We start from the raw sequence: 19,484 nt of genomic DNA, 5'->3' as shown, positions 1-19,484 counted from the left end.
GGTGAAGGGCTTTTTTTTGAAGGGATGAAACATGGAAAAATGCGGCAGGGTAGGGTATGCTATTAACGAGTTGAAGCGAAGGTTCGGGAGGGATGCGTTATGCCTCATTATGTGCCCGTCCTGTTGAATTTGGCCGGCCGGCGCTGCGTCGTCATCGGCGGCGGGCCGGTAGCCGAACGCAAAGCGGCGATGCTGGCTGATGCGGGAGCGAACACGGTCGTGGTCAGCCCCGTCGTAACGGAAGGCCTGCTGCGGCTCCACCGTGAACGGCGTCATGTTGATTGGCTAGAGCGCGAGTACCGGCGCGGGGATCTGGCCGGTGCGTTCCTCGCTTTCGCCGCGACGGATCGCCCGGAGGTAAACGCAGCCGTTACCGCCGAAGCCGAAGCGGAGGGCATACCAGTGAATGACGCCGGCGACGGCGCGCGAGGCAGCATGATTACGCCCGGCGTTCTGCGCCGCGGCGGGCTGGTGGTCGCCGTCTCCACCTCGGGAGCGGGACCGGCGGCCGCGCGGGAGCTGATTCGGGAGATCGATGAACGGTTTGGAGAAGATTATGAGCAGTATATTGATTTTTTGAGCTCCGCACGGGCTTTCATTAAAGCACGGATCGGCGATCCCGGCAGACGAAAACGTCTGTTTCGGAGATTGGCCGAGGCCGATATTTTAACCTCGATCCGGGAAGGGAACTTCCGTCCTTGGAGCGAAGCGGCGACGGTTGCCTGGATCGAGGAACAGACGGAGGAATAAGCATGACGAAGCGAACGATTGTGGTGGGGACGAGACAAAGCCAGCTGGCGCTGACGCAGACGGGACAGGTCATCGACGATTTGAAGGCACTCTGCCGGACGCATAACCTGCCGTTTGATTTTGAAATCCGTAAGATTGTGACCAAGGGTGACCGGATTCTGGACGTGACGTTATCCAAGGTCGGCGGCAAAGGGCTGTTCGTCAAAGAAATCGAGCAGGCCATGCTGAGCGGGGAAATCGACTTAGCGGTACATAGCATGAAAGACATGCCGTCCGTGCTGCCGGAGGGATTAATGAATGGTGCGGTACCGCGGCGGATAGACCCGCGGGATGCGCTGATCTCGAGAAGCGGCCAAGGCCTCGACGAACTGCCGCAGGGGGCAAGGGTTGGAACCAGCAGCTTGCGCCGTGCCAGCCAGTTGAAGGCGTATCGTCCTGATCTCGTGGTGGAGCCGGTCCGCGGCAATATCGATTCCCGCTTGCGCAAGCTGGAGGAGGAAGGCTTCGATGCGATTATCCTGGCGGCTGCCGGTTTATACCGGATGGGCTGGGAGCAGCGGATTACGGCCTATCTGCCGGCGGAGGTCTGCCTGCCGGCGGTCGGCCAAGGGGCGCTAGGCATCGAATGCCGCGAAGGCGACGACGAGGTGCGCCGGCTCTTATCCATGTACAATGATCCGGACACGTCGGTGACGGTTGCGGCGGAACGCCGTTTCCTCGGCGTGCTGAACGGCGGCTGCCAGGTACCGATCGGGGCTTACGCGACGCTGCTGCCGGCGGCGGGGGCTACCGAGCCAAGCGGCGGTCGGCGCCTGCATTTGACGGGGATGGTCGGCTCGGCGGACGGGGCGACCATCTTGAAGGAAAGCGCCGAAGGGACGGATCCTGCCGAGCTGGGCGAGCGGGTTGCCGGTCGGCTGATCTCCTTGGGGGCGGCCGCATTATTACAAGAAGCCGGGGAGTGAAGGAGAATGGCCGGTAAAGTTTATCTGGTTGGGGCAGGCCCAGGTGATGCGCGATTGATCACGCTGAAAGGGCTCGATTGCCTGGAGAAAGGCGATGTGATCGTATACGATCGTCTGGCCAATCCCAGCCTGTTGAAGAGAACGAAACCCGGGGCGGAGAAAATCTACGTCGGCAAACGAACCGATCGCCACACAATGAAGCAGGAGCATATCAACCAGCTGCTGGTCGATTTGGCTCTCGCGGGCAAAACGGTCGTTCGCCTGAAGGGCGGGGACCCGACGATCTTCGGCCGCGTGGGTGAGGAAGCCGAACTGCTGCGGCAGCACGCCATTCCTTATGAAATCGTGCCGGGGATCACGGCGGCGATTTCGGTGCCGGCTTATGCCGGTATTCCGGTCACTCACCGGGACATGGCTTCGTCCGTGTCGATCATTACGGGTCATGAGAGTCCGGATAAACTCGACTTGTCGATCAACTGGGAGAAAGTGACCAACGCGACAGGCACGCTGGTGTTCATGATGGGCGTGGCGAATATCGGACATATCAGCAAACAGCTGATGCATTACGGAAGGCCGCCCGAAACGCCGGTCGCCCTCATCCGCTGGGGGACGAGAGCGGAGCAGGAGACGCTGGTCGGCACGCTTGCCGATATCGAGCGGAAGGTGCGCGAAGCCGACTTCAAGCCGCCGGCCGTGACGGTTGTCGGCGAGGTGGTGTCCCAGCGCGAGCAACTGAAGTGGGCGGAAGCGCTGCCGCTGTTCGGCAAGCGGATTCTCGTCACTCGCTCGCGCTCGCAGGCCAGCGAGCTGGTGCGCGGCATCGAGGAGCTTGGCGGCGAGCCGTACGAGTTCCCGGTCATCGACATGGTTATGCCGGAGGGCCCGGAGCTGGCCGGCACCGATGCGGCGCTGGCGCGGCTGGACCGTTACGATTGGGTGTTCTTCACGAGCGTGAACGGCGTGGAGTATTTCTTCTCGCACCTGGAGAGACTGGGGAAGGACGTGCGGGGGCTGCACAAAGCGAGAATCGCCGCCGTAGGGCCGGCGACCCAGGCGGCGCTGCGCCAGCGCGGGATCGCTGCGGAAGGTCTGCCGGGCAAGTTCCAGGCCGAGGGGCTGATGGAAACGTACGGCAGCGAACTGCATCCGGGGCAGCACGTGCTGCTGCCTCGCGGCGATCTCGCCCGCGCCTGGCTGCCCGCCGCTTTGCGCGAGCAGGGACTGACCGTCACCGAGGCGGTGATGTACCGGACGGTGCCGGCGGGGGAAGCGGACGACGAGCTGCTGAAGATGCTCGAGAAAGGCCGCATCCACGCCGTTACCTTTACCAGCTCGTCGACGGTGACGAATCTGCTGGCCGCACTCGCCGGCATGGGCGTGGCCGATCCGGCCGCAGCGCTCCATGGCGTGGAGATCGCCTGCATCGGACCGGTCACGGCGAAAACGGCGGAGGACGCCGGCCTGAATGTGTCGATTCTTGCGGAAGAAGCGACGATCGCGAGTCTGCTTCAGGCGCTGTGCGCTTGGAAAGAACGGACCGCTCCGGCGGAATGAATTATTTCTCAACACGGAGGCCCATTCCCCGTGCTGCATACTAGGAGGGTATCAAACATGAGTTTTCCCATCGTAAGACATCGCCGACTGCGTCAGTCGGCCGCCATTCGCGGGATGGTGCGCGAAACCGTCCTGACGGTGGACGATTTGATCCAACCGATCTTCGTGACCTACGGGAGCGGCGTCAAGAACGAAATCTCGTCGATGCCCGGCGTGTTTCATTTTTCGCTCGACACCCTGGAAGAGGAAGTGAAGGAGATCGTCGATCTGGGCATTCCGGCCGTACTGCTGTTCGGAATACCGGAAAGTAAAGACAGCGTGGGCACTTCGGCATTCGCGGAGGGCGGGATCGTGCAGGAAGCGATGCGGATCATTAAATCGCGGTACCCGGATCTGCTGGTTGTTGCCGATACCTGCTTGTGCGAATTCACTAATCATGGGCATTGCGGCAGGGTACATACGTTTGAACGCGACGGGCATGTGTGCGGCGACGTGATGAATGACGAGTCGCTGGAGCTGCTGGTAAGAACCGCTGTCTCCCAAGCGCGCGCAGGCGCCGACATCATCGCTCCGTCCAACATGATGGACGGATTCGTGCAGGCGATCCGTTCCGGGCTCGATGAAGCCGGCTTCAGCCATGTGCCGATCATGTCGTATTCCGTCAAATACGCGTCCGCTTTTTACGGGCCGTTCCGCGAAGCGGCGGACTCGGCGCCGCAGTTCGGCGACCGGAAGACGTACCAGATGGATCCGGCAAATTCCCGCGAGGCGCTGCGGGAAGCGGAATCGGACGTGCTGGAGGGCGCGGACATGCTGATGGTCAAGCCGGCGCTGGCTTTTATGGACATCCTGCGCATGCTGCGCGATCAATTTGATCTGCCGCTGGTGGCCTATAACGTAAGCGGCGAATACTCGATGGTCAAAGCGGCCGCCCAGCAAGGCTGGATCAACGAGCGGGCGATCGTCACCGAGATGCTGCTCGGCATGAAGCGGGCAGGGGCGGATATTATCATTACGTATTTCGCCAAAGATATGGCGCGCTGGCTACGCGAGCAATAGTAAGCTTAGCCGGGATCGGAAAATCAAAACACGCTGGCCGGACGCTTTGCATGATTATCCCTTTTGATCAGAGAGCCAAGTGCTGGAGAAGAGCTCGCTCACTCCGGTCCATGGTCCCCTTAATGAAAGGGATAATCGTGCAAAGGGCGGCATTAAGGGACATCAAAGGAGGGGTATCGATGAGCAAAGATACGATTGGCCGGAGGGGCGAGGAGCGGTCGCGGCTGGCCTTCGAAGAAGCGAAACAGGTCTTGCCCGGCGGCGTCAACAGCCCGGTGCGGGCGTTTAAATCCGTCGGTTTGACGCCGATGTATATCGAACGCGGGAGCGGTTCCCGCATTTACGATATCGACGGCAACAGCTTTATCGATTACGTGGGTTCCTGGGGCCCGCTGATTATGGGGCATGCTCATCCGGAGGTGGTTCGGGCGCTCCAGGAAACGGCCGCCAAAGGGACGAGCTTCGGCGCGCCGACGCTGCTGGAGACGCAAATGGCCAAGCTGGTGGCCGAGCGGGTACCGTCGATCGACGTGGTGCGGATGGTCAATTCGGGAACGGAAGCGACGATGAGCGCGATTCGTCTGGCGCGGGGGTATACCGGGCGCAGCAAAATCATGAAATTCGAAGGCTCGTATCACGGCCATGCCGACAGCTTGCTGATCAAAGCAGGCTCCGGCGTCGCCACGCTGGGATTGCCGGACAGCCCCGGGGTGCCGGAGGGCGTCGCCGCCAATACAATCGCGGTGCCGTATAACGATTTAGCCTCCGTAGAGCTGGCGTTTGAGCGTTTCGGCGAAGAGATTGCCGGCGTGATCGTCGAGCCGGTGGCCGGGAACATGGGCGTGGTGCCGCCGCTACCGGGATTTCTGGAAGGCCTGCGCCGGATCACCGAGCAATACGGCAGCTTGCTGATTTTCGACGAAGTGATGACGGGCTTCCGTGTTGATCTGAATTGTGCGCAGGGACGCTTTGGCATCACGCCGGATTTGACCTGCCTCGGCAAAGTGATCGGCGGCGGGCTGCCCGTCGGAGCGTACGGCGGAAAGCGTGAGATCATGGAGCAAATCGCGCCCAGCGGGCCGATTTATCAAGCGGGGACGCTGAGCGGCAACCCGCTGGCGATGGTTGCGGGCTATACGACGCTGTCGCTGCTTACTCCGGAGGTGTACGACCGCCTGGAGCGCCTATCGGCGAAGCTGGAGGAGGGCTTTACGCGCAACGCCAAGGAACGGGGCATAGCTTGCACGATCAATCGCGTCGGCTCCATGGTGTGCCCGTTTTTTACCGAGGAGAATGTCATCAATTACGATACGGCGAAGACGAGCGATCTCGACCTGTTCCGCCGTTATTTCGCGGCATTGCTTGAGCAAGGCATCAACGTGGCGCCTTCGCAGTTCGAAGGCATGTTCGTCTCGGGCGCGCATACCGACGAAGACATCGAACTGACGATCGAAGCGCACCGGTTGGCGCTGCAAAAGCTGTGAGCCGTAAGCTAAACTGGACGCGGCGCGGCGAGTGGCTCGAGCTGATGCCCGGCAAGCTGCCTGTACGCGAAGGGCAGGAAAGTCTGGACGCGGCGGCGGCCTGGCTGGAGGAGGGGCTGCAAGCTCCTCCGAAGCTGCTGCGCAAACTTCGGTCCGAAGGCGGCATCAAGCTTGCCGGTGACCGTTTAAGGCTGCGGGCCTTTCCGCCTAAAGAGTCGCAATATACTCCATTCGCGGCGGAGCTTCAGCTGTTATACGAGGACGATTTTTGCCTTGTCGCGCACAAGCCGGCAGGGCTAAAAGTCCATCCGGACGGCGCCGAGCTTGCGGGCGGAGCTTCCCGCGTGACACCGGCTCCGCCGGATACGCTGGCCAACCGCGTCGCCGGATGGTTTGCCGGCCGCGGCGAGCCGATCGCCGCGGCGCATATTCACCGGCTTGACGAATTCACGTCAGGTCCGGTGTTGTTCGCCAAAAACGAATATGCGCATTTGAAGCTGGACGACGCGATGAGCCGCAAAGAAATCGGACGGACGTATATCGCATTCGTACAGGGCGTTGTCAACCCTGAACTTAAGGTTATCGATCAGCCGATCGGCCGGGATCGGCATCATAACCAGCGGCGCCGGGTTTCCCACGGCGGTAAACCGGCGGTGACGCACGTGGAGCTGCTGGAGGTCTATCCGAAGCATGGGATCAGTCTGGTTCGGCTAACCTTGGAAACCGGCCGGACGCATCAAATTCGCGTCCATCTGAGCGCGGCGGGTCACCCGCTCGTAGGCGATAAGCTGTACGGCGGCGGCACGAAGTGGCTGTCCCATCAGGCGCTGCACGGGGAACGCCTGTCGTTCCCGCACCCGCTCACCGGGGAAACGGTGGAGGTCGACGATCCGTGGCCCCCGGCTATGACCGGGCTGCGGGAGCGGTTGTTCAACTGAAGGACGGACGCATGGGCAAAAAGCTGGCATGCACTCCTTTTTGAAGCATATAGATTAAACGAGGATGATTTGGATCATGATTCATCGATTTTAAATCAGGTTTGGATATGCTGAAAGGAGGTAACGTGTTGGCTGATCAATCCTATGGTCTCAGGTTTGATATTTACGAGCGCATACATCTTTCTGAAGATGTGATCGGCATTGAAGAGCTGGAGGAGATCGAACTCTATCCAAAAATCCAGGTGGTTCCCGGGGAGGAGTATGCCGCGTTGCGCGGCCATTTGCTGTTGTCGGGGGTTTACCGGGGAGATGGGGAGACGCGGGAATTGGAACACTACATTCCCGTGGAAATTACGATTCCGCTAAGCCGGGTCAACCGGTTGGAGGATATCACGGTCGAGATCGAAAATTTCGACGTTGACCTGCTCAGTGCGCGCAGCTTGAACATAACGGGCGTATTGTCGCTTCAGGGTGTGGAGACCTCTGCTTTGCTGTCCGAGCAGGATGCATGGAAGGATCGGGAGTTTACGACGGCGCATGTCGTCTCCGCCATCCGCGGCAACGAATCGGATTCGGACACGGCCGCGCCTGCAGCTTTCGATCCGAATCCGGCGGAATCCGAACCGGTGGACGCGGCGCCATTGCTTGCGGAAGAGGTGCAGAACGAGCCGGCATTCTCCTGGAATTCGTTAACGCGCGAAGCTGTGGACGCGGAGCCGGAACAAAATCCGGAAGCGGGGCTGGAATTGGGGCAGCAAGATCCGCAGGTACCGCATGTTCCCCAATTTGCTTCTTGGCAGGCGTTCCCGGACGACGTGTTGAATGCACAAAATCGAAATGCGGACGAGCCGCAGGAGGTTCTAGCCTGGACCGAGGAAGATTCGGCGTTCCAGGAGACCAATCCTTGGGCGGACAAGGAATCCGGCGCGGATTTTGGAACTGCCGTGGAAACCTTCGCGGAGAACGAGCCGGAATTGGACGCAAACGTATGGTTTAAGGAGGAAGTTCGGCCGTCGTCCGAATTCCAACTGGCCGAACGTGCCGACGAAGCGGCGGAAACGGCAGCTGTAGAGTCTGAGGCGCCTTCGCACGAAGCGGCCGAAGAAGGCACTGCCGTACCGAAAGAAGCGGCGGACGGGGCTGCCGTTGAGCCGGAATCGGATGCCGAAGTCGATCATGGGCCCAATGCTCGGCCTGAAGAGAAGAAGGAAATGAAGATTGCGCTTGGGGCCAAAAAGGGAAGTGATGAAGGCGGAAAAGAAAGCTTCGGCTTAACGAAGCTGATCTCCTCTTCCCCGCGGGTGCCCCAGGAAGCGCTGGAGGACGCCTCGGACCTGCCAAGCCCGAGCGCCGGCGGAGAGCAGGGGGAAGGCGAAGAACTGCGGTGGAAAAATCTATTCATCAGCAGCGAAGATCAAACTCCATTCCGCAAAGTGCGCCTGGTCATCGTGCAGCGCGAGGAAACGCTTGACGATATCGCTCAGCGCTACCACTTGAGCTCGCGGGAGCTGCAACTGTATAATCGGCTGTCCGAGCACCAAGTCAACGAGGGGCAAGTCTTATACATTCCTTAAGGAATCGCCGCGAAAAAAGGCGGATTGTTGACTCCCGTTCCTTTCCAAGTTATGATAATATAGATTCAAGCAATAAGATCTATTGCAAAGACTTGGAACGGGAAGAGTAGGCAGCGTACCCTTCAGAGAGCGGAACCCACGGCTGAGAGATTCCGCAGGACATGTAGCTCGCCGAAGTCGCCCGGGAGTTGTCCGTTTGAACGTCTATTTACGATGGTTAGAACGGACCGGCAGCAGCCGTTATCTGTATGAGTGTCGCATGACGAGTGCCGGATGCCGGAAAGGCCGGATGCCGATGTGCGAAACAAAGGTGGTACCGCGAAAGCAAAGCCTTTCGTCCTTTGAGACGAAAGGCTTTTTTGTTTAGGCTTTAGCCAGTTGAGTACGCGAAGCGTGCGAAACAAAAAACCACCCGCTATGCGGGTGGAGGGAACGAGGGTTTGACCAACAAGACCATCCCGATAAAATTGAGATGTTCAGGCTCAATGAAAGGAATGGTCTTAGATGGCAAACAAGAACTACAGTCTTGCTCACACAAAGTGGATGTGCAAATACCATATTGTGTTCACCCCGAAGTATAGACGGAAAGAAATCTATAATCAAGTGAGGAAAGACTTGATCGAAATTTTCAAACGTCTATGTAAGTATAAAGGCGTGGAGATTCTAGAAGGTCATATGATGCCGGATCATGTACACATGTTGGTAGCCATTCCACCAAAGATATCCGTGTCATCTTTCATGGGATATCTGAAGGGAAAAAGTTCCCTCATGATCTTTGAGAAACATGCCCAATTAAAGTATAAATACGGGAACCGAAAATTTTGGGCGGAGGGATATTATGTGAGTACAGTGGGACTGAATGAAGCTACCGTAGCAAAGTATATTCGTGAACAAGAAGTACACGACCAGGCGATGGATAAGCTGAGTGTAAAAGAATATGAAGATCCGTTCAGCAGTAACGGTGGCAAGAAGAAGTAAACCAGTTTAACTGGTAAGTGAAGGTGACAAAATACACTGAGCCTGAACAATTTTATTGTCAGGCTAGCGTCTTTAGGCGCAGTTTGGCAACAGGGGGTTATACCCCAAGAGCAAACCACCCGTTGGACGGGTGGTTATGATTTTTCTTTGGCAGCATGAAAACGGCGGCCCCCGTTTAGTAGATGGGAATGGATGCCGGACGACTATCTTGGGATCGCCAAGGCTATGCTTATTTGTAACGGAGGTTGAAGAGGATGACGACAGAAAATCAAGGCCAACAAGCCTTGTCGGCCGAGATGCCGACGACGTACGATCCGAAAGCGGCGGAGCGGAAATGGTACCGTTATTGGCTGGAGCGCGGGTTCTTTAAAGCCGGACAGCGCCCGGACGCCAAGCCGTATACGATCGTGATCCCGCCGCCCAATGTAACCGGGATGCTTCATATCGGGCATGCGCTCGATTTGACGCTGCAGGATATTCTGACCCGCACCAAGCGGATGCAGGGATATGACGCTTTGTGGCTGCCCGGGATGGACCACGCGGGGATTGCAACGCAGACGAGAGTGGAACAGCGGCTTAGAGAGCAGGGCGTCTCGCGATACGATCTCGGGCGCGAGAAGTTCCTTGAGCAGGTGTGGGCATGGAAAGACCAATATGCGGAAACGATTCATGAACAGTGGGCCAAAATGGGCGCTTCCCTCGACTATTCGCGCGAGCGGTTTACGTTGGACGAGGGATTGTCCCAGGCGGTTCGCGAAGTGTTCGTCAAGCTCTATGAGAAGGGTTTGATTTACCGCGGCAAATATATTATCAACTGGGATCCGGCGGCGCGCACGGCGCTCTCCGACATCGAGGTGGAATACAAAGAGGTCAACGGGCATTTGTATCATCTTCAGTATCCGCTGAGCGACGGAAGCGGCCATCTCACGGTGGCGACGACGCGTCCCGAAACGATGCTTGGCGATACCGCCGTCGCCGTGCATCCGGAGGATGAACGTTACCGCCATTTGATCGGCAAGACCCTTCGTTTGCCGATCCTGGACCGCGAGATCCCGATTATCGCCGATGAATACGTCGAGAAAGAGTTTGGCAGCGGCGCCGTGAAAATTACCCCTGCGCACGACCCGAATGACTTCGAAGTGGGCTTGCGCCATAACCTGCCGCAGATTAACGTCATGGACGAGACCGGCACGATGAACGGCGAAGCCGGCAAATATCAAGGTTTGGACCGCAGCGAATGCCGCAAGCAAATCGTGAAGGATTTGCAAGAGATGGGCGTGCTGATCAAAATCGAAGATCACGTGCACCAAGTTGGCCATAGCGAACGGACCGGCGTCGTTGTCGAGCCGTATCTGTCAACGCAATGGTTCGTGAAGATGAAGCCGCTCGCGGAAAGGGCCATCGAAGCGCAGAAATCGGGCAAAGGCGTTCATTTCGTACCGGACCGGTTCGAGAAAACTTATTTGAATTGGATCGAAAATGTGCGCGATTGGTGCGTTTCCCGGCAATTGTGGTGGGGGCACCGCATTCCGGCCTGGTACTGCGATGAGACCGGTGAAATGGTGGTGGCTCGCAGTGAGGAAGAAGCGCGGGCCAAGTTGGGACGCGACGATCTGAGACAGGATGAGGACGTGCTCGATACGTGGTTCAGCTCCGCGCTTTGGCCGTTCTCCACGTTGGGCTGGCCGGATGAGAACAGTGCGGACCTCAAGCGCTATTTCCCGACGTCGGTCCTTTCCACCGGTTATGACATCATTTATTTCTGGGTGGCCCGGATGATCTTTACGTCGCTCGAATTTACCGGCGAGGTTCCGTTCAAGGATGTGCTGATGCACGGCCTTGTCCGCGACAGCGAAGGACGCAAAATGTCCAAGTCGTTGGGTAATGGCGTTGATCCTTTGGAGGTCATTGAGAAATACGGCACGGATGCGATGCGCTATATGCTCTCAACCAGCAATACGCCGGGGCAGGATTTACGCTTCCGCTGGGAGCGCGTTGAGCAGGCGCGCAACTTCGCCAACAAGATTTGGAACGCGTCCCGCTTCGCTTTGATGAACCTGGAAGGCGTTACGTACGAGGATATCGATATCAGCGGCGAACTGTCGACGGCCGACCGCTGGATTTTGCATCGCATGAACGAGACGGCCAAGGAAATCACCCGCTTGATCGACGCTTACGAATTCGGGGAAACCGGACGGCTGCTGTACAACTTCATTTGGGACGATCTGTGCGACTGGTACATCGAATTCGCTAAGCTGTCGCTGTACGGGGAAGATTCCGCGGCGAAGAAGAAAACCCAATCGGTACTTGCCTACGTGCTTGATCGGACGCTGCGCATGATCCATCCGTTTATGCCGTTTATTTCCGAGGAAATATGGCAGCATTTGCCGCATGATGGCGAGACGATTATGCTGGCGGCTTGGCCGGAATACGAGCCTTCGCTGGAAGCGCCGGACGCCGTTCAGGAAATGAATCTGCTGATCGACGTCATTCGCGCGGTGCGGAATATCCGCGCCGAAGTGAATGTGCCGATGAGCAAAAAGATCGAGCTGGTGATCAAGCCGGGCAGCGCGGATGTGCTGGAGGTGCTGGTCCGCAACGAGCACTACGTGCGCCGGTTCTGCAACACGTCGGAGTACGAGGCTTCGTTGAACGCGGCCGTGCCGGATAAGGCAATGACCGCTGTCGTGACCGGAGCCGAGCTGTTCCTGCCGTTATCGGGCCTGATTGACATCGGTCAGGAGATCGACCGGCTCGCGAAGGAACTCGACCACTTGAACAAGGAAGTCGAGCGCGTCGAGAAGAAGCTGGCCAACGAGGGCTTTGTGGCCAAAGCACCGGCGAAAGTGATCGAGGAAGAGCGCGCCAAGATGGCCGATTATTCCGAGAAACGCGACAAAGTGCTGGCCCGGATCGCGGAGCTGAAAGGGTAAGTAAATGATGAAGGTGACTGACATGGGGGATCGTACAGACGAAGAAATGTTGCCGCTGAACAGCTATGCTGAAGCGGTTGATTGGATCAACGGGTTACTGCCGTTTGGCATTCGGCCCGGCTTGGACCGGATCGAGCTCATGATGGAAAGATTGGGCCATCCCGAGCGGAGGTTGAAGTTCATTCATGTGGCGGGAACGAACGGGAAAGGCTCCTCCTGCGCTTTTTTGACCCGGACGCTGCGGGAATGCGGTTATCATGTGGGGACTTATACGTCTCCTTACATCACGAAGTTCACCAACCGCTTTCAGTATGACGAGGAGGATATCCCCGAACCGGTGCTGCTGAAGCTGGCGAACCGCGTTGTTCCGCTGGTCGAAGAAATCGCCGCAACCGATCTGGGATCTCCGACCATGTTCGAAGTGAGCACGGCGATTGCAATTTTGTATTTTGCGGAAAAGTGTTACCCCGACGTGGTGGTATGGGAGACCGGGCTTGGGGGAAGGATGGATGTGACCAATATCGTCACGCCGATTGTTTCTTTGATTACGAATATCGGCTATGATCATATGGACGTCCTTGGCGACACGATTGAACAGATTGCCCGTGAGAAGGCTGGCATTATTAAGGCGGGCGTGCCCGTAGTCAGCTGCGTCGAGCAGCCCGAGGCGGTCGCTGTGCTTAAGGATACGGCCGCGGCCAAGCATGCCGCCCTTTATCTGATGGGCGAGCAGTTCCGGTATGAGCGGCATGCGGTGGATGCCAAGGAGCAGCAACTGCGTTTCAAAGGTCCGTTCCGGGACCTGGGTTTTACGATCCGCATGCTTGGGGAGCATCAATGCAAAAACGCCTCCGGCGTCATGATGGTGCTGGAATTGCTGCGGCAGTATTTGGCTTTTATCCTTGAAGATGAGCAGGTGCAGGACGGATTCCGCACCGCCTTTTGGGCCGGACGCCTGGAACTGATTCGGGAAGAGCCTCGAATCGTGTTGGATGGCGCGCATAATCCGGAAGGCGCCGCTTCGCTGGCGCAAAGCCTGCCGGAAGCCTTCCGATACCGAAAACTGCATTTGATGATGGGGATGCTGGCCAACAAGCATCATCACGGCTACTTGAAGCATATATTACCAATAGTGGATACGCTTATTCTGACCGAGCCCGAATTTCGCCGAAAAATGGACGCCGAGGCGTTATTTGAACTCGTGGCCGAACTACAGGGGACGGAAGCGAAAGCGGATTTGGATATCATCGTGGAACGTGACTGGAGAAAAGCCCTTTCGCTTTTGGAGTCACGGACGGAACGGGAGGATCTTGGGGTGGTAACCGGCACGTTGTACTTGATCTCGGACGTGCGGGCGACCCTTTTGCATCAAACCGATTCTGAAAAAGGCTGGTGACCATTTTGTTGAATACGACCGAACAACATGTGCATTTTATCGGCATCGGCGGATATGGCATGAGCGCCATCGCCCGCGTGATGCTGGAAATGGGTTATACCGTCACGGGATCGGACGTCGCCTCCCAAGAATTGACGGAGAAGCTCGCCGCAAAGGGAGCGAAAATTTACATCGGCCACACCGCCGAACACGTTCATGGGGCGGATCTGGTCGTTTACTCGACGGCGTTGCCGATGGATAACGTGGAGCGGCTGGAAGCGCAGGAGCAAGGGATACCGGTGCTGCACCGCTCCCAGATGCTTGCCCGGCTATTAAATGAACGGACCGGCGTCGCCGTGGCCGGGGCGCACGGGAAGACGACGACCTCGTCGATGATCGCGCTCGTGATGGAGCATTGCGGGGCGGATCCGACCTATATTATCGGCGGGGAAATTATGGACATGGGCACCAATGCCAAAGCGGGGCAGGGAAAATGCGTGGTGGCGGAAGCCGACGAAAGCGACGGCTCCTTCTTGCAATATCACCCTTCGCTTGGGGTGGTCACCAATATCGAAGCCGACCACCTGGAGAACTATGGCGGCGATTTCGGCCGCTTGAAGGAAGCCTACGTGCAGTTCCTGAACCAGATCAAACCGGACGGAAAAGCGGTGGTTTGCGGCGACGACCGCAACGTGCGGGAACTGCTGCCCCAGGTTCAAAGCAAGACCATTACGTACGGCATCGAAACCGGCTGTGATTATACGGCCTATGAGATCGAGCTTGGGGACCGCTGTGTAACCTTTAAAATGAATCAGGGGGACCGGGAGCTCGGCACCGTAGAGCTGTCCGTGCCGGGCCGGCATAATGTTTACAATGCGATGGCTACCGTTATCGTCTGCATGGAAGCGGGCATTCCGTTTGGCGAGATTGCGGAGGCTTTGCGCCATTTCCATGGAGCGAAGCGCCGCTTCCAGGTGTTGGGGGAACACAACGGCATCCTGATCATCGACGACTATGCTCATCATCCGACGGAGATTCAAGCGACGATCGCGGCCGCCAAAGCGACGGGGAAGCGGATCATCGCCGTGTTCCAGCCGCAGCGCTACACGCGGACCTTCTTCCTGCTGGATGCGTTCAGCCGGGCGTTCGGAGAAGCGGATGAAGTGATTATTACCGATATTTACTCGCCTGCCGGGGAAAAAGCGATCGAAGGAGTACATTCTTCCAAACTGGTTGAACTGATTAAAGAAAACAGTAATGCCGGAGCCCGGTACTTACCGACGAAGCAGGATGTGCTTGCCGATTTGCAAAACCGGCTGCAGCCCGGCGATCTCGTGCTGACGATGGGCGCGGGCGACATCTATAAAGTGGGATACGAGTTGGTGAAAGGGTTGTCCAACTAAAGCTCGATATCGTTTCGTTGGCGAAAAAAACGGCTCCGCTGGGTCTTGTGCGTACCCGGGGGCCGTTTTTTGTTGGGCGCGTTTTTGTTTAGCGAACTTTGCATACGCTTCTCCCGGCTTGGCATAACGGGCGTCCCGCGCTCATATGGATAGGGTAGAAGAATGGACAAGGAGCGTGCGGACCGTGAACAAAGCCAGAATGACATTCCGGTTTGACGGGGATGGCCGGGAAATTCGGCCGGAGTTATCTCCGGAGATCGGTGAGCCGCCGAAGCGGGATACGGCTCAACGCTATCGAGCGGTGGAAACGGTGGAGGAATGGGGGGACCCCTTTACGGACCATACGGGAATGGGACTAACCGTATTCCCGGGCGGTCGGGATCGCAACCCGCGCCGAGAAACGAAGGAGACCTCTTGGGAGGATCGAGCCCCGGAACAAGTTACGGAAAATCCCCCTCCCGCTGACGACGATTGGGAAGAGATTTACGGGGGAGACCCGTGGCGGATCGGATGGCAGGAGGACCCCCCTCCCACCTATTCCCGCCCCCACCGAACCTCGTGGTGGAAGGTCGCCGGTTCGTTAACCGGAGCGATCGTGACGGGCGCGTTGTTTGGATTTGTCGTGTTATCCCTATTCAATCAGGAAATCAAGTTCCCTCTTCCGGGAATCGGCGTGCCGCAGCAGGCGGATACAGAGGAGGCGGCAAGTTTGCCGGCCATGGGGAATATTCAGGAAGCGGCGACGACACCGGAGGAGAACGTCCCGCTTCTCAGCGTTGAACTGCCCGTACAGACTTACTATTTCCTGCAATACGGCGTGTTCAGCACAGCGCAGGGCGTGCAGCTGGCGCAGGAGGAGCTTCAGGCTTCCGGCATTGCCGCCGCCCGGGATACGGTTGACGAGAAGCGGGTGTACGCCGGGGTTTCAACGGATCGCGAGCAATCGAAGCTGCTGAGCGGCCAACTGAAGGCGGCCGGCGTTAACCTCATTTTGCACGAAATTTCGTTCCCGGCATCGGCCAACGTTGAATTTGCCGGAGAACGCGAGGCTTTGGAAGGGTTTATGGCGCAAAGCGCCGACTTGGTCCGCTTGCTCAGCACCGCGTCCGCCGCACTGCTGACGGAAGCGGATCCGCAGCCGCAGCGGCATGCCGAGCTGAAACAACTGGGCGCTAAGCACCAAGCCTGGACGGAAAGCGCCTCGGCGATTCGCGGCAAATGGTCGGTGGCGGGAGCCTCGCTGGCCGGTGAAATGGAGAAAGCGATCAACGGGGCCGTCGAGGCCATGAGCGAATACCAAAAAAGCGGGGCAAAAACACTGCTCTGGGAAGTGCAGAACGAAATGATGCGCTTTATCATGGCCGAGCAGTCCTTGGTCGACGCCGGAGCCTAATTTTGGCGCTCGCATTAACAAAAGGCAGGGAACTGGAAATAGTTCCCCTTGCCTTTTTTGTGTTTGCGCCCGGGGCCCAAATAATCTTATAATAGATTAGTGTCAAAAAATGGCGGGGATGACAGCAATCCGCTGTCGAAACCGCATCCATTTTTTACTAAGTGATGCTTGTAACCATTCTGGACATGAAATCGTTTCTACAAAGGAGAGTTTCCGCATTGAATACCGCAAATTTGCGCCGCATCATCCTTGCTTCCACATCACCTCGCAGGCGTGAATTAATCGCGTCGCTGGCGATTCCTTTCGAGGTGGTGCCGAGCCATACGGACGAATCTTATGAAGAGGCGCTGCCGCCGGAGCAAATCGTGATGGAGCTTGCCGGGCGCAAGGCGGATGCCGTTTACCGGGGGTTGGACCAAGCGGTAGACCGGAATGCGGTGATCGTTGGCAGCGATACGGTCGTCGTCAGGGACGGCGACATCTTGGGCAAACCGCGGGATGTGCAAGAGGCCGCGGACATGCTGCGAAGCCTGCAGGGGCGGGAGCATACGGTGTATACCGGCGTGGCTTGCGTGGACGCCTTGACCGGCACGCGCCAGGTCGACTACCGGGCGACGACCGTAACGATGAAGGCGTTGAACGAAGCGCAAATCCTGGCCTATGCCCGCAGCGGGGAAGGATTGGATAAGGCGGGGGCGTATGCCATTCAGGGTTTGGGTGCCACGATTGTGACCGGAATCGAAGGCTGTTATTTTAATGTCGTCGGCTTGCCTTTGTCGCTGCTGGTCGAAATGCTGGAGGATTTCAATATTCGGGTGCTGTAGACAAGGAAGCATGGCTTGCCGCGATGGCAGGCCATACGGGAAGTGATAAAGCATATCCTTCCGAACTTAGGACGGGCGGGCCGGCATGTCCGGTACGGCTCGAAACCATTCGGAAGCGAGGGGTAACGATGGAACAAACTCCCTATATGCTGCGTGATCTTCCTACCGAAGAGCGGCCGCGGGAACGAATGATCAAATACGGTGCGGGCGCGCTCAGCCAGGCCGAACTACTGGCCATTCTGCTGCGTACGGGAACGCGTCAGGAATCGGCTGTCCATGTGGCCCAGCGGCTGCTGGCCGGCGTGGGCGGACTCCGCGGCCTGGTGGATGTCAGCTTGGACGAAATGATCAAGCAGAAAGGCATTGGCCCTGCCAAAGCGATACAGTTGAAGGCGGGGATCGAGCTGGGGCAGCGTTTGGCCAAAACGCGGCTGCCGGAGCAAGGTACGATCCGCAGTCCGCAGGATGCGGCCGACCTGCTGATGGAGCAAATGCGCTATTTGCAGAAAGAGCATTTTGTTTGTCTTTTTTTGAATACGAAAAATCATGTCATTGCTCAGGAGACGCTTTCCATCGGAAGCCTAAACGCTTCGATCGTGCATCCGCGCGAGGTGTTCCGCGCCGCGATCAAGTGCAGCAGCGCTTCCGTCGTGTGCGCCCACAATCACCCCAGCGGCGATCCCAATCCGAGTCCGGAGGATATCCGGATGACGCGCAGGCTTTGCGAAGCGGGCGATATCGTAGGCATTGACGTGCTTGATCACATCGTGATCGGGGATGGGAAATTCGTCAGCTTGAAGGAGCAGGGCTTGATGTAACGTGAGGGGCTGAATTCAAGATTCGCTGCCGAAAACGCTACTGCGAAGAACTTCGTGATCGGAAGATGACTTTTTGAACAACAGGATCAATGAAGGTTCAAAAATTCGGGTTTCGAGCACCAAGAAGGTTGGATGAAGCTAGGGGCTGAGTAGCGGAGCGTACGTTTTGGGTACGTGAGCAACGGAAGACCCGGCTGAATTCAAGATTCGCTGCCGAATACGCTACTGCGAAGAACTTCGTGATCGGAAGATGACTTTTTGAACAACCTCTAATATAATGGGTTAGATACAGAAGGAAAGGAAGAAGCAGCATGTTGGGTGGCTTTACAAAGGACTTGGGTATTGATTTAGGGACGGCGAATACGCTGGTATATACGAGAGGCAAGGGCATCATCGTCCGCGAGCCTTCGGTGGTAGCGATTCATACCGATACCAAAAACATTGTGGCCGTCGGTGAGTCCGCCAAAAAGATGATCGGCAGAACCCCCGGCAACATCCGGGCGATCCGTCCGATGAAGGACGGCGTCATCGCCGATTTCGATACAACCGCAACGATGATCAAATATTTTATCAATCAGGCGCAGAAGCAGCGTTCGCTGTTCCAACGCCATCCGAACGTGATGGTATGCGTTCCGTCGGGCATCACGGCCGTTGAGCAACGGGCTGTGGAAGACGCGACGAAGCAAGCCGGGGCGCGCGAGGCCTATACGATCGAGGAGCCTTTCGCCGCGGCGATCGGCGCCGATTTGCCGGTATGGGAGCCGACCGGCAGCATGGTCGTGGATATCGGCGGCGGAACGACGGAAGTGGCGGTGATCTCGCTTGGCGGGATCGTCACCAGCAAATCCGTCCGCGTCGCGGGCGACGAAATGGATGAAGCGATTATCCAGTACATCAAACGCCAATATAATCTGATGATCGGCGAAAGAACCTCCGAGCAGCTCAAAATGGATATCGGTTCCGCACTAGCCTTGGAAAAGGTCGAAACGATGGAAATCCGCGGACGCGACCTCGTGACCGGTTTGCCGAAGACCATTACGATCACTTCCGATGAGATTTCCGATGCGTTGAGCGACACGGTGGGCGCGATCGTCGACGCCGTGAAGGTAACCTTGGAGAAATGCCCGCCGGAATTGGCCGCGGACATTATGGACCGGGGGATCGTGTTGACCGGCGGCGGCGCGCTGCTGCGCAACCTGGATAAACTGCTGGCCAGCGAAACCGGCATGCCGGTCATCGTGGCGGAGAATCCGCTCGACTGCGTGGCGATCGGCACGGGCCGGGCCTTGGATAATATTCATTTATTCAAATCGAAAAGTAGTTCAGCCCTTCGTTCCAAACGATAATTTCGCGCGGGAGAAGGCACCCCTGATATTAAAGCGGCGCCGTCCTGAATTGGACGGCCTATGCCGTTTTTCCAAGAAAAATGCAATGGT

Annotated in this window: 15 protein-coding genes and 1 other annotated feature; all 15 genes read left to right on the top strand. The window is 57.6% G+C overall.

All coding sequences use genetic code 11. The features are described from left to right. Positions 1–99 precede the first annotated feature (99 nt). The 15 genes from ACZF99_RS19855 (at position 100) to ACZF99_RS19785 (ending at position 19,394) form a co-directional block, all read left to right on the top strand. Positions 100–750 carry a precorrin-2 dehydrogenase/sirohydrochlorin ferrochelatase family protein gene (locus tag ACZF99_RS19855; RefSeq protein ID WP_483606688.1) on the top strand — a complete coding sequence of 217 codons (651 nt, stop codon included), beginning with the start codon at positions 100–102 and terminating at the stop codon, positions 748–750. Positions 751–752: 2 nt separating this feature from the next. Next, positions 753–1,715: a hydroxymethylbilane synthase gene (hemC, locus tag ACZF99_RS19850; protein ID WP_483606687.1), complete on the top strand. Its 963-nt coding sequence runs from the start codon at positions 753–755 to the stop codon at positions 1,713–1,715. 6 nt (positions 1,716–1,721) lie between these two features. Next, entirely contained in the window at positions 1,722–3,269 is a 1,548-nt protein-coding gene (gene cobA, locus ACZF99_RS19845; protein ID WP_483606686.1) for a uroporphyrinogen-III C-methyltransferase, read from the top strand. A gap of 57 nt (positions 3,270–3,326) precedes the next feature. Next, positions 3,327–4,328 (top strand): porphobilinogen synthase, encoded by a 1,002-nt coding sequence (hemB, locus tag ACZF99_RS19840; protein ID WP_483606685.1) that lies wholly within the window; start codon positions 3,327–3,329, stop codon positions 4,326–4,328. 179 nt (positions 4,329–4,507) lie between these two features. Next, positions 4,508–5,812, top strand: a complete 1,305-nt coding sequence (hemL, locus tag ACZF99_RS19835) for a glutamate-1-semialdehyde 2,1-aminomutase (RefSeq protein ID WP_483606684.1) — start codon at positions 4,508–4,510, stop codon at positions 5,810–5,812. Further along, the gene (locus ACZF99_RS19830; RefSeq protein WP_483606683.1) at positions 5,809–6,750 is read left to right on the top strand and encodes an RluA family pseudouridine synthase; all 942 of its coding nucleotides are present in this window, start codon (positions 5,809–5,811) and stop codon (positions 6,748–6,750) included. The genes hemL and ACZF99_RS19830 overlap by 4 nt, the downstream gene beginning before the upstream one ends. A gap of 128 nt (positions 6,751–6,878) precedes the next feature. Then, complete coding sequence (locus ACZF99_RS19825; RefSeq protein ID WP_483606682.1) at positions 6,879–8,324, top strand: LysM peptidoglycan-binding domain-containing protein; 1,446 nt, start codon at positions 6,879–6,881, stop codon at positions 8,322–8,324. A gap of 84 nt (positions 8,325–8,408) precedes the next feature. Then, positions 8,409–8,669: a binding site (T-box leader), on the top strand. A gap of 159 nt (positions 8,670–8,828) precedes the next feature. Next, positions 8,829–9,302, top strand: coding sequence for an IS200/IS605 family transposase (gene tnpA / locus ACZF99_RS19820; RefSeq protein WP_240268557.1), 474 nt, complete (start codon positions 8,829–8,831; stop codon positions 9,300–9,302). Positions 9,303–9,556: 254 nt separating this feature from the next. Continuing rightward, entirely contained in the window at positions 9,557–12,235 is a 2,679-nt protein-coding gene (locus ACZF99_RS19815) for a valine--tRNA ligase (RefSeq protein ID WP_483606681.1), read from the top strand. Between the two features lie 22 nt (positions 12,236–12,257). Continuing rightward, positions 12,258–13,631, top strand: a complete 1,374-nt coding sequence (locus ACZF99_RS19810) for a bifunctional folylpolyglutamate synthase/dihydrofolate synthase (RefSeq protein WP_483606680.1) — start codon at positions 12,258–12,260, stop codon at positions 13,629–13,631. Between the two features lie 59 nt (positions 13,632–13,690). Continuing rightward, on the top strand, positions 13,691–15,013 hold the full coding sequence (gene murC, locus ACZF99_RS19805) for a UDP-N-acetylmuramate--L-alanine ligase (RefSeq protein ID WP_483612852.1): 1,323 nt from the start codon (positions 13,691–13,693) through the stop codon (positions 15,011–15,013). A 184-nt stretch (positions 15,014–15,197) separates the two neighbouring features. Continuing rightward, complete coding sequence (locus tag ACZF99_RS19800) at positions 15,198–16,406, top strand: SPOR domain-containing protein (protein ID WP_483606679.1); 1,209 nt, start codon at positions 15,198–15,200, stop codon at positions 16,404–16,406. 218 nt (positions 16,407–16,624) lie between these two features. Beyond that, the gene (locus tag ACZF99_RS19795; RefSeq protein WP_483606677.1) at positions 16,625–17,230 is read left to right on the top strand and encodes a Maf family protein; all 606 of its coding nucleotides are present in this window, start codon (positions 16,625–16,627) and stop codon (positions 17,228–17,230) included. 128 nt (positions 17,231–17,358) lie between these two features. Then, on the top strand, positions 17,359–18,048 hold the full coding sequence (gene radC, locus ACZF99_RS19790; protein WP_483606676.1) for a RadC family protein: 690 nt from the start codon (positions 17,359–17,361) through the stop codon (positions 18,046–18,048). Between the two features lie 311 nt (positions 18,049–18,359). Continuing rightward, a complete protein-coding gene (locus ACZF99_RS19785) occupies positions 18,360–19,394 on the top strand; it encodes a rod shape-determining protein (RefSeq protein WP_483606675.1) in 1,035 nt (344 codons plus the stop codon). Positions 19,395–19,484: the final 90 nt, after the last annotated feature.

Source organism: Paenibacillus sp. JL3B1040 (genome assembly GCF_057063165.1).
This window is presented reverse-complemented; position numbering and strand designations above follow the sequence as displayed.

Bases quoted from the DNA above. Each gene is read 5' to 3' on its own strand.
- ACZF99_RS19855 (WP_483606688.1), top strand. From the start codon at position 100: ATGCCTCATTATGTGCCCGTCCTGTTGAATTTGGCCGGCCGGCGCTGC.
- hemC (WP_483606687.1), top strand. From the start codon at position 753: ATGACGAAGCGAACGATTGTGGTGGGGACGAGACAAAGCCAGCTGGCG.
- cobA (WP_483606686.1), top strand. From the start codon at position 1,722: ATGGCCGGTAAAGTTTATCTGGTTGGGGCAGGCCCAGGTGATGCGCGA.
- hemB (WP_483606685.1), top strand. From the start codon at position 3,327: ATGAGTTTTCCCATCGTAAGACATCGCCGACTGCGTCAGTCGGCCGCC.
- hemL (WP_483606684.1), top strand. From the start codon at position 4,508: ATGAGCAAAGATACGATTGGCCGGAGGGGCGAGGAGCGGTCGCGGCTG.
- tnpA (WP_240268557.1), top strand. From the start codon at position 8,829: ATGGCAAACAAGAACTACAGTCTTGCTCACACAAAGTGGATGTGCAAA.
- ACZF99_RS19815 (WP_483606681.1), top strand. From the start codon at position 9,557: ATGACGACAGAAAATCAAGGCCAACAAGCCTTGTCGGCCGAGATGCCG.
- ACZF99_RS19810 (WP_483606680.1), top strand. From the start codon at position 12,258: ATGGGGGATCGTACAGACGAAGAAATGTTGCCGCTGAACAGCTATGCT.
- murC (WP_483612852.1), top strand. From the start codon at position 13,691: ATGAGCGCCATCGCCCGCGTGATGCTGGAAATGGGTTATACCGTCACG.
- radC (WP_483606676.1), top strand. From the start codon at position 17,359: ATGGAACAAACTCCCTATATGCTGCGTGATCTTCCTACCGAAGAGCGG.
- ACZF99_RS19785 (WP_483606675.1), top strand. From the start codon at position 18,360: ATGTTGGGTGGCTTTACAAAGGACTTGGGTATTGATTTAGGGACGGCG.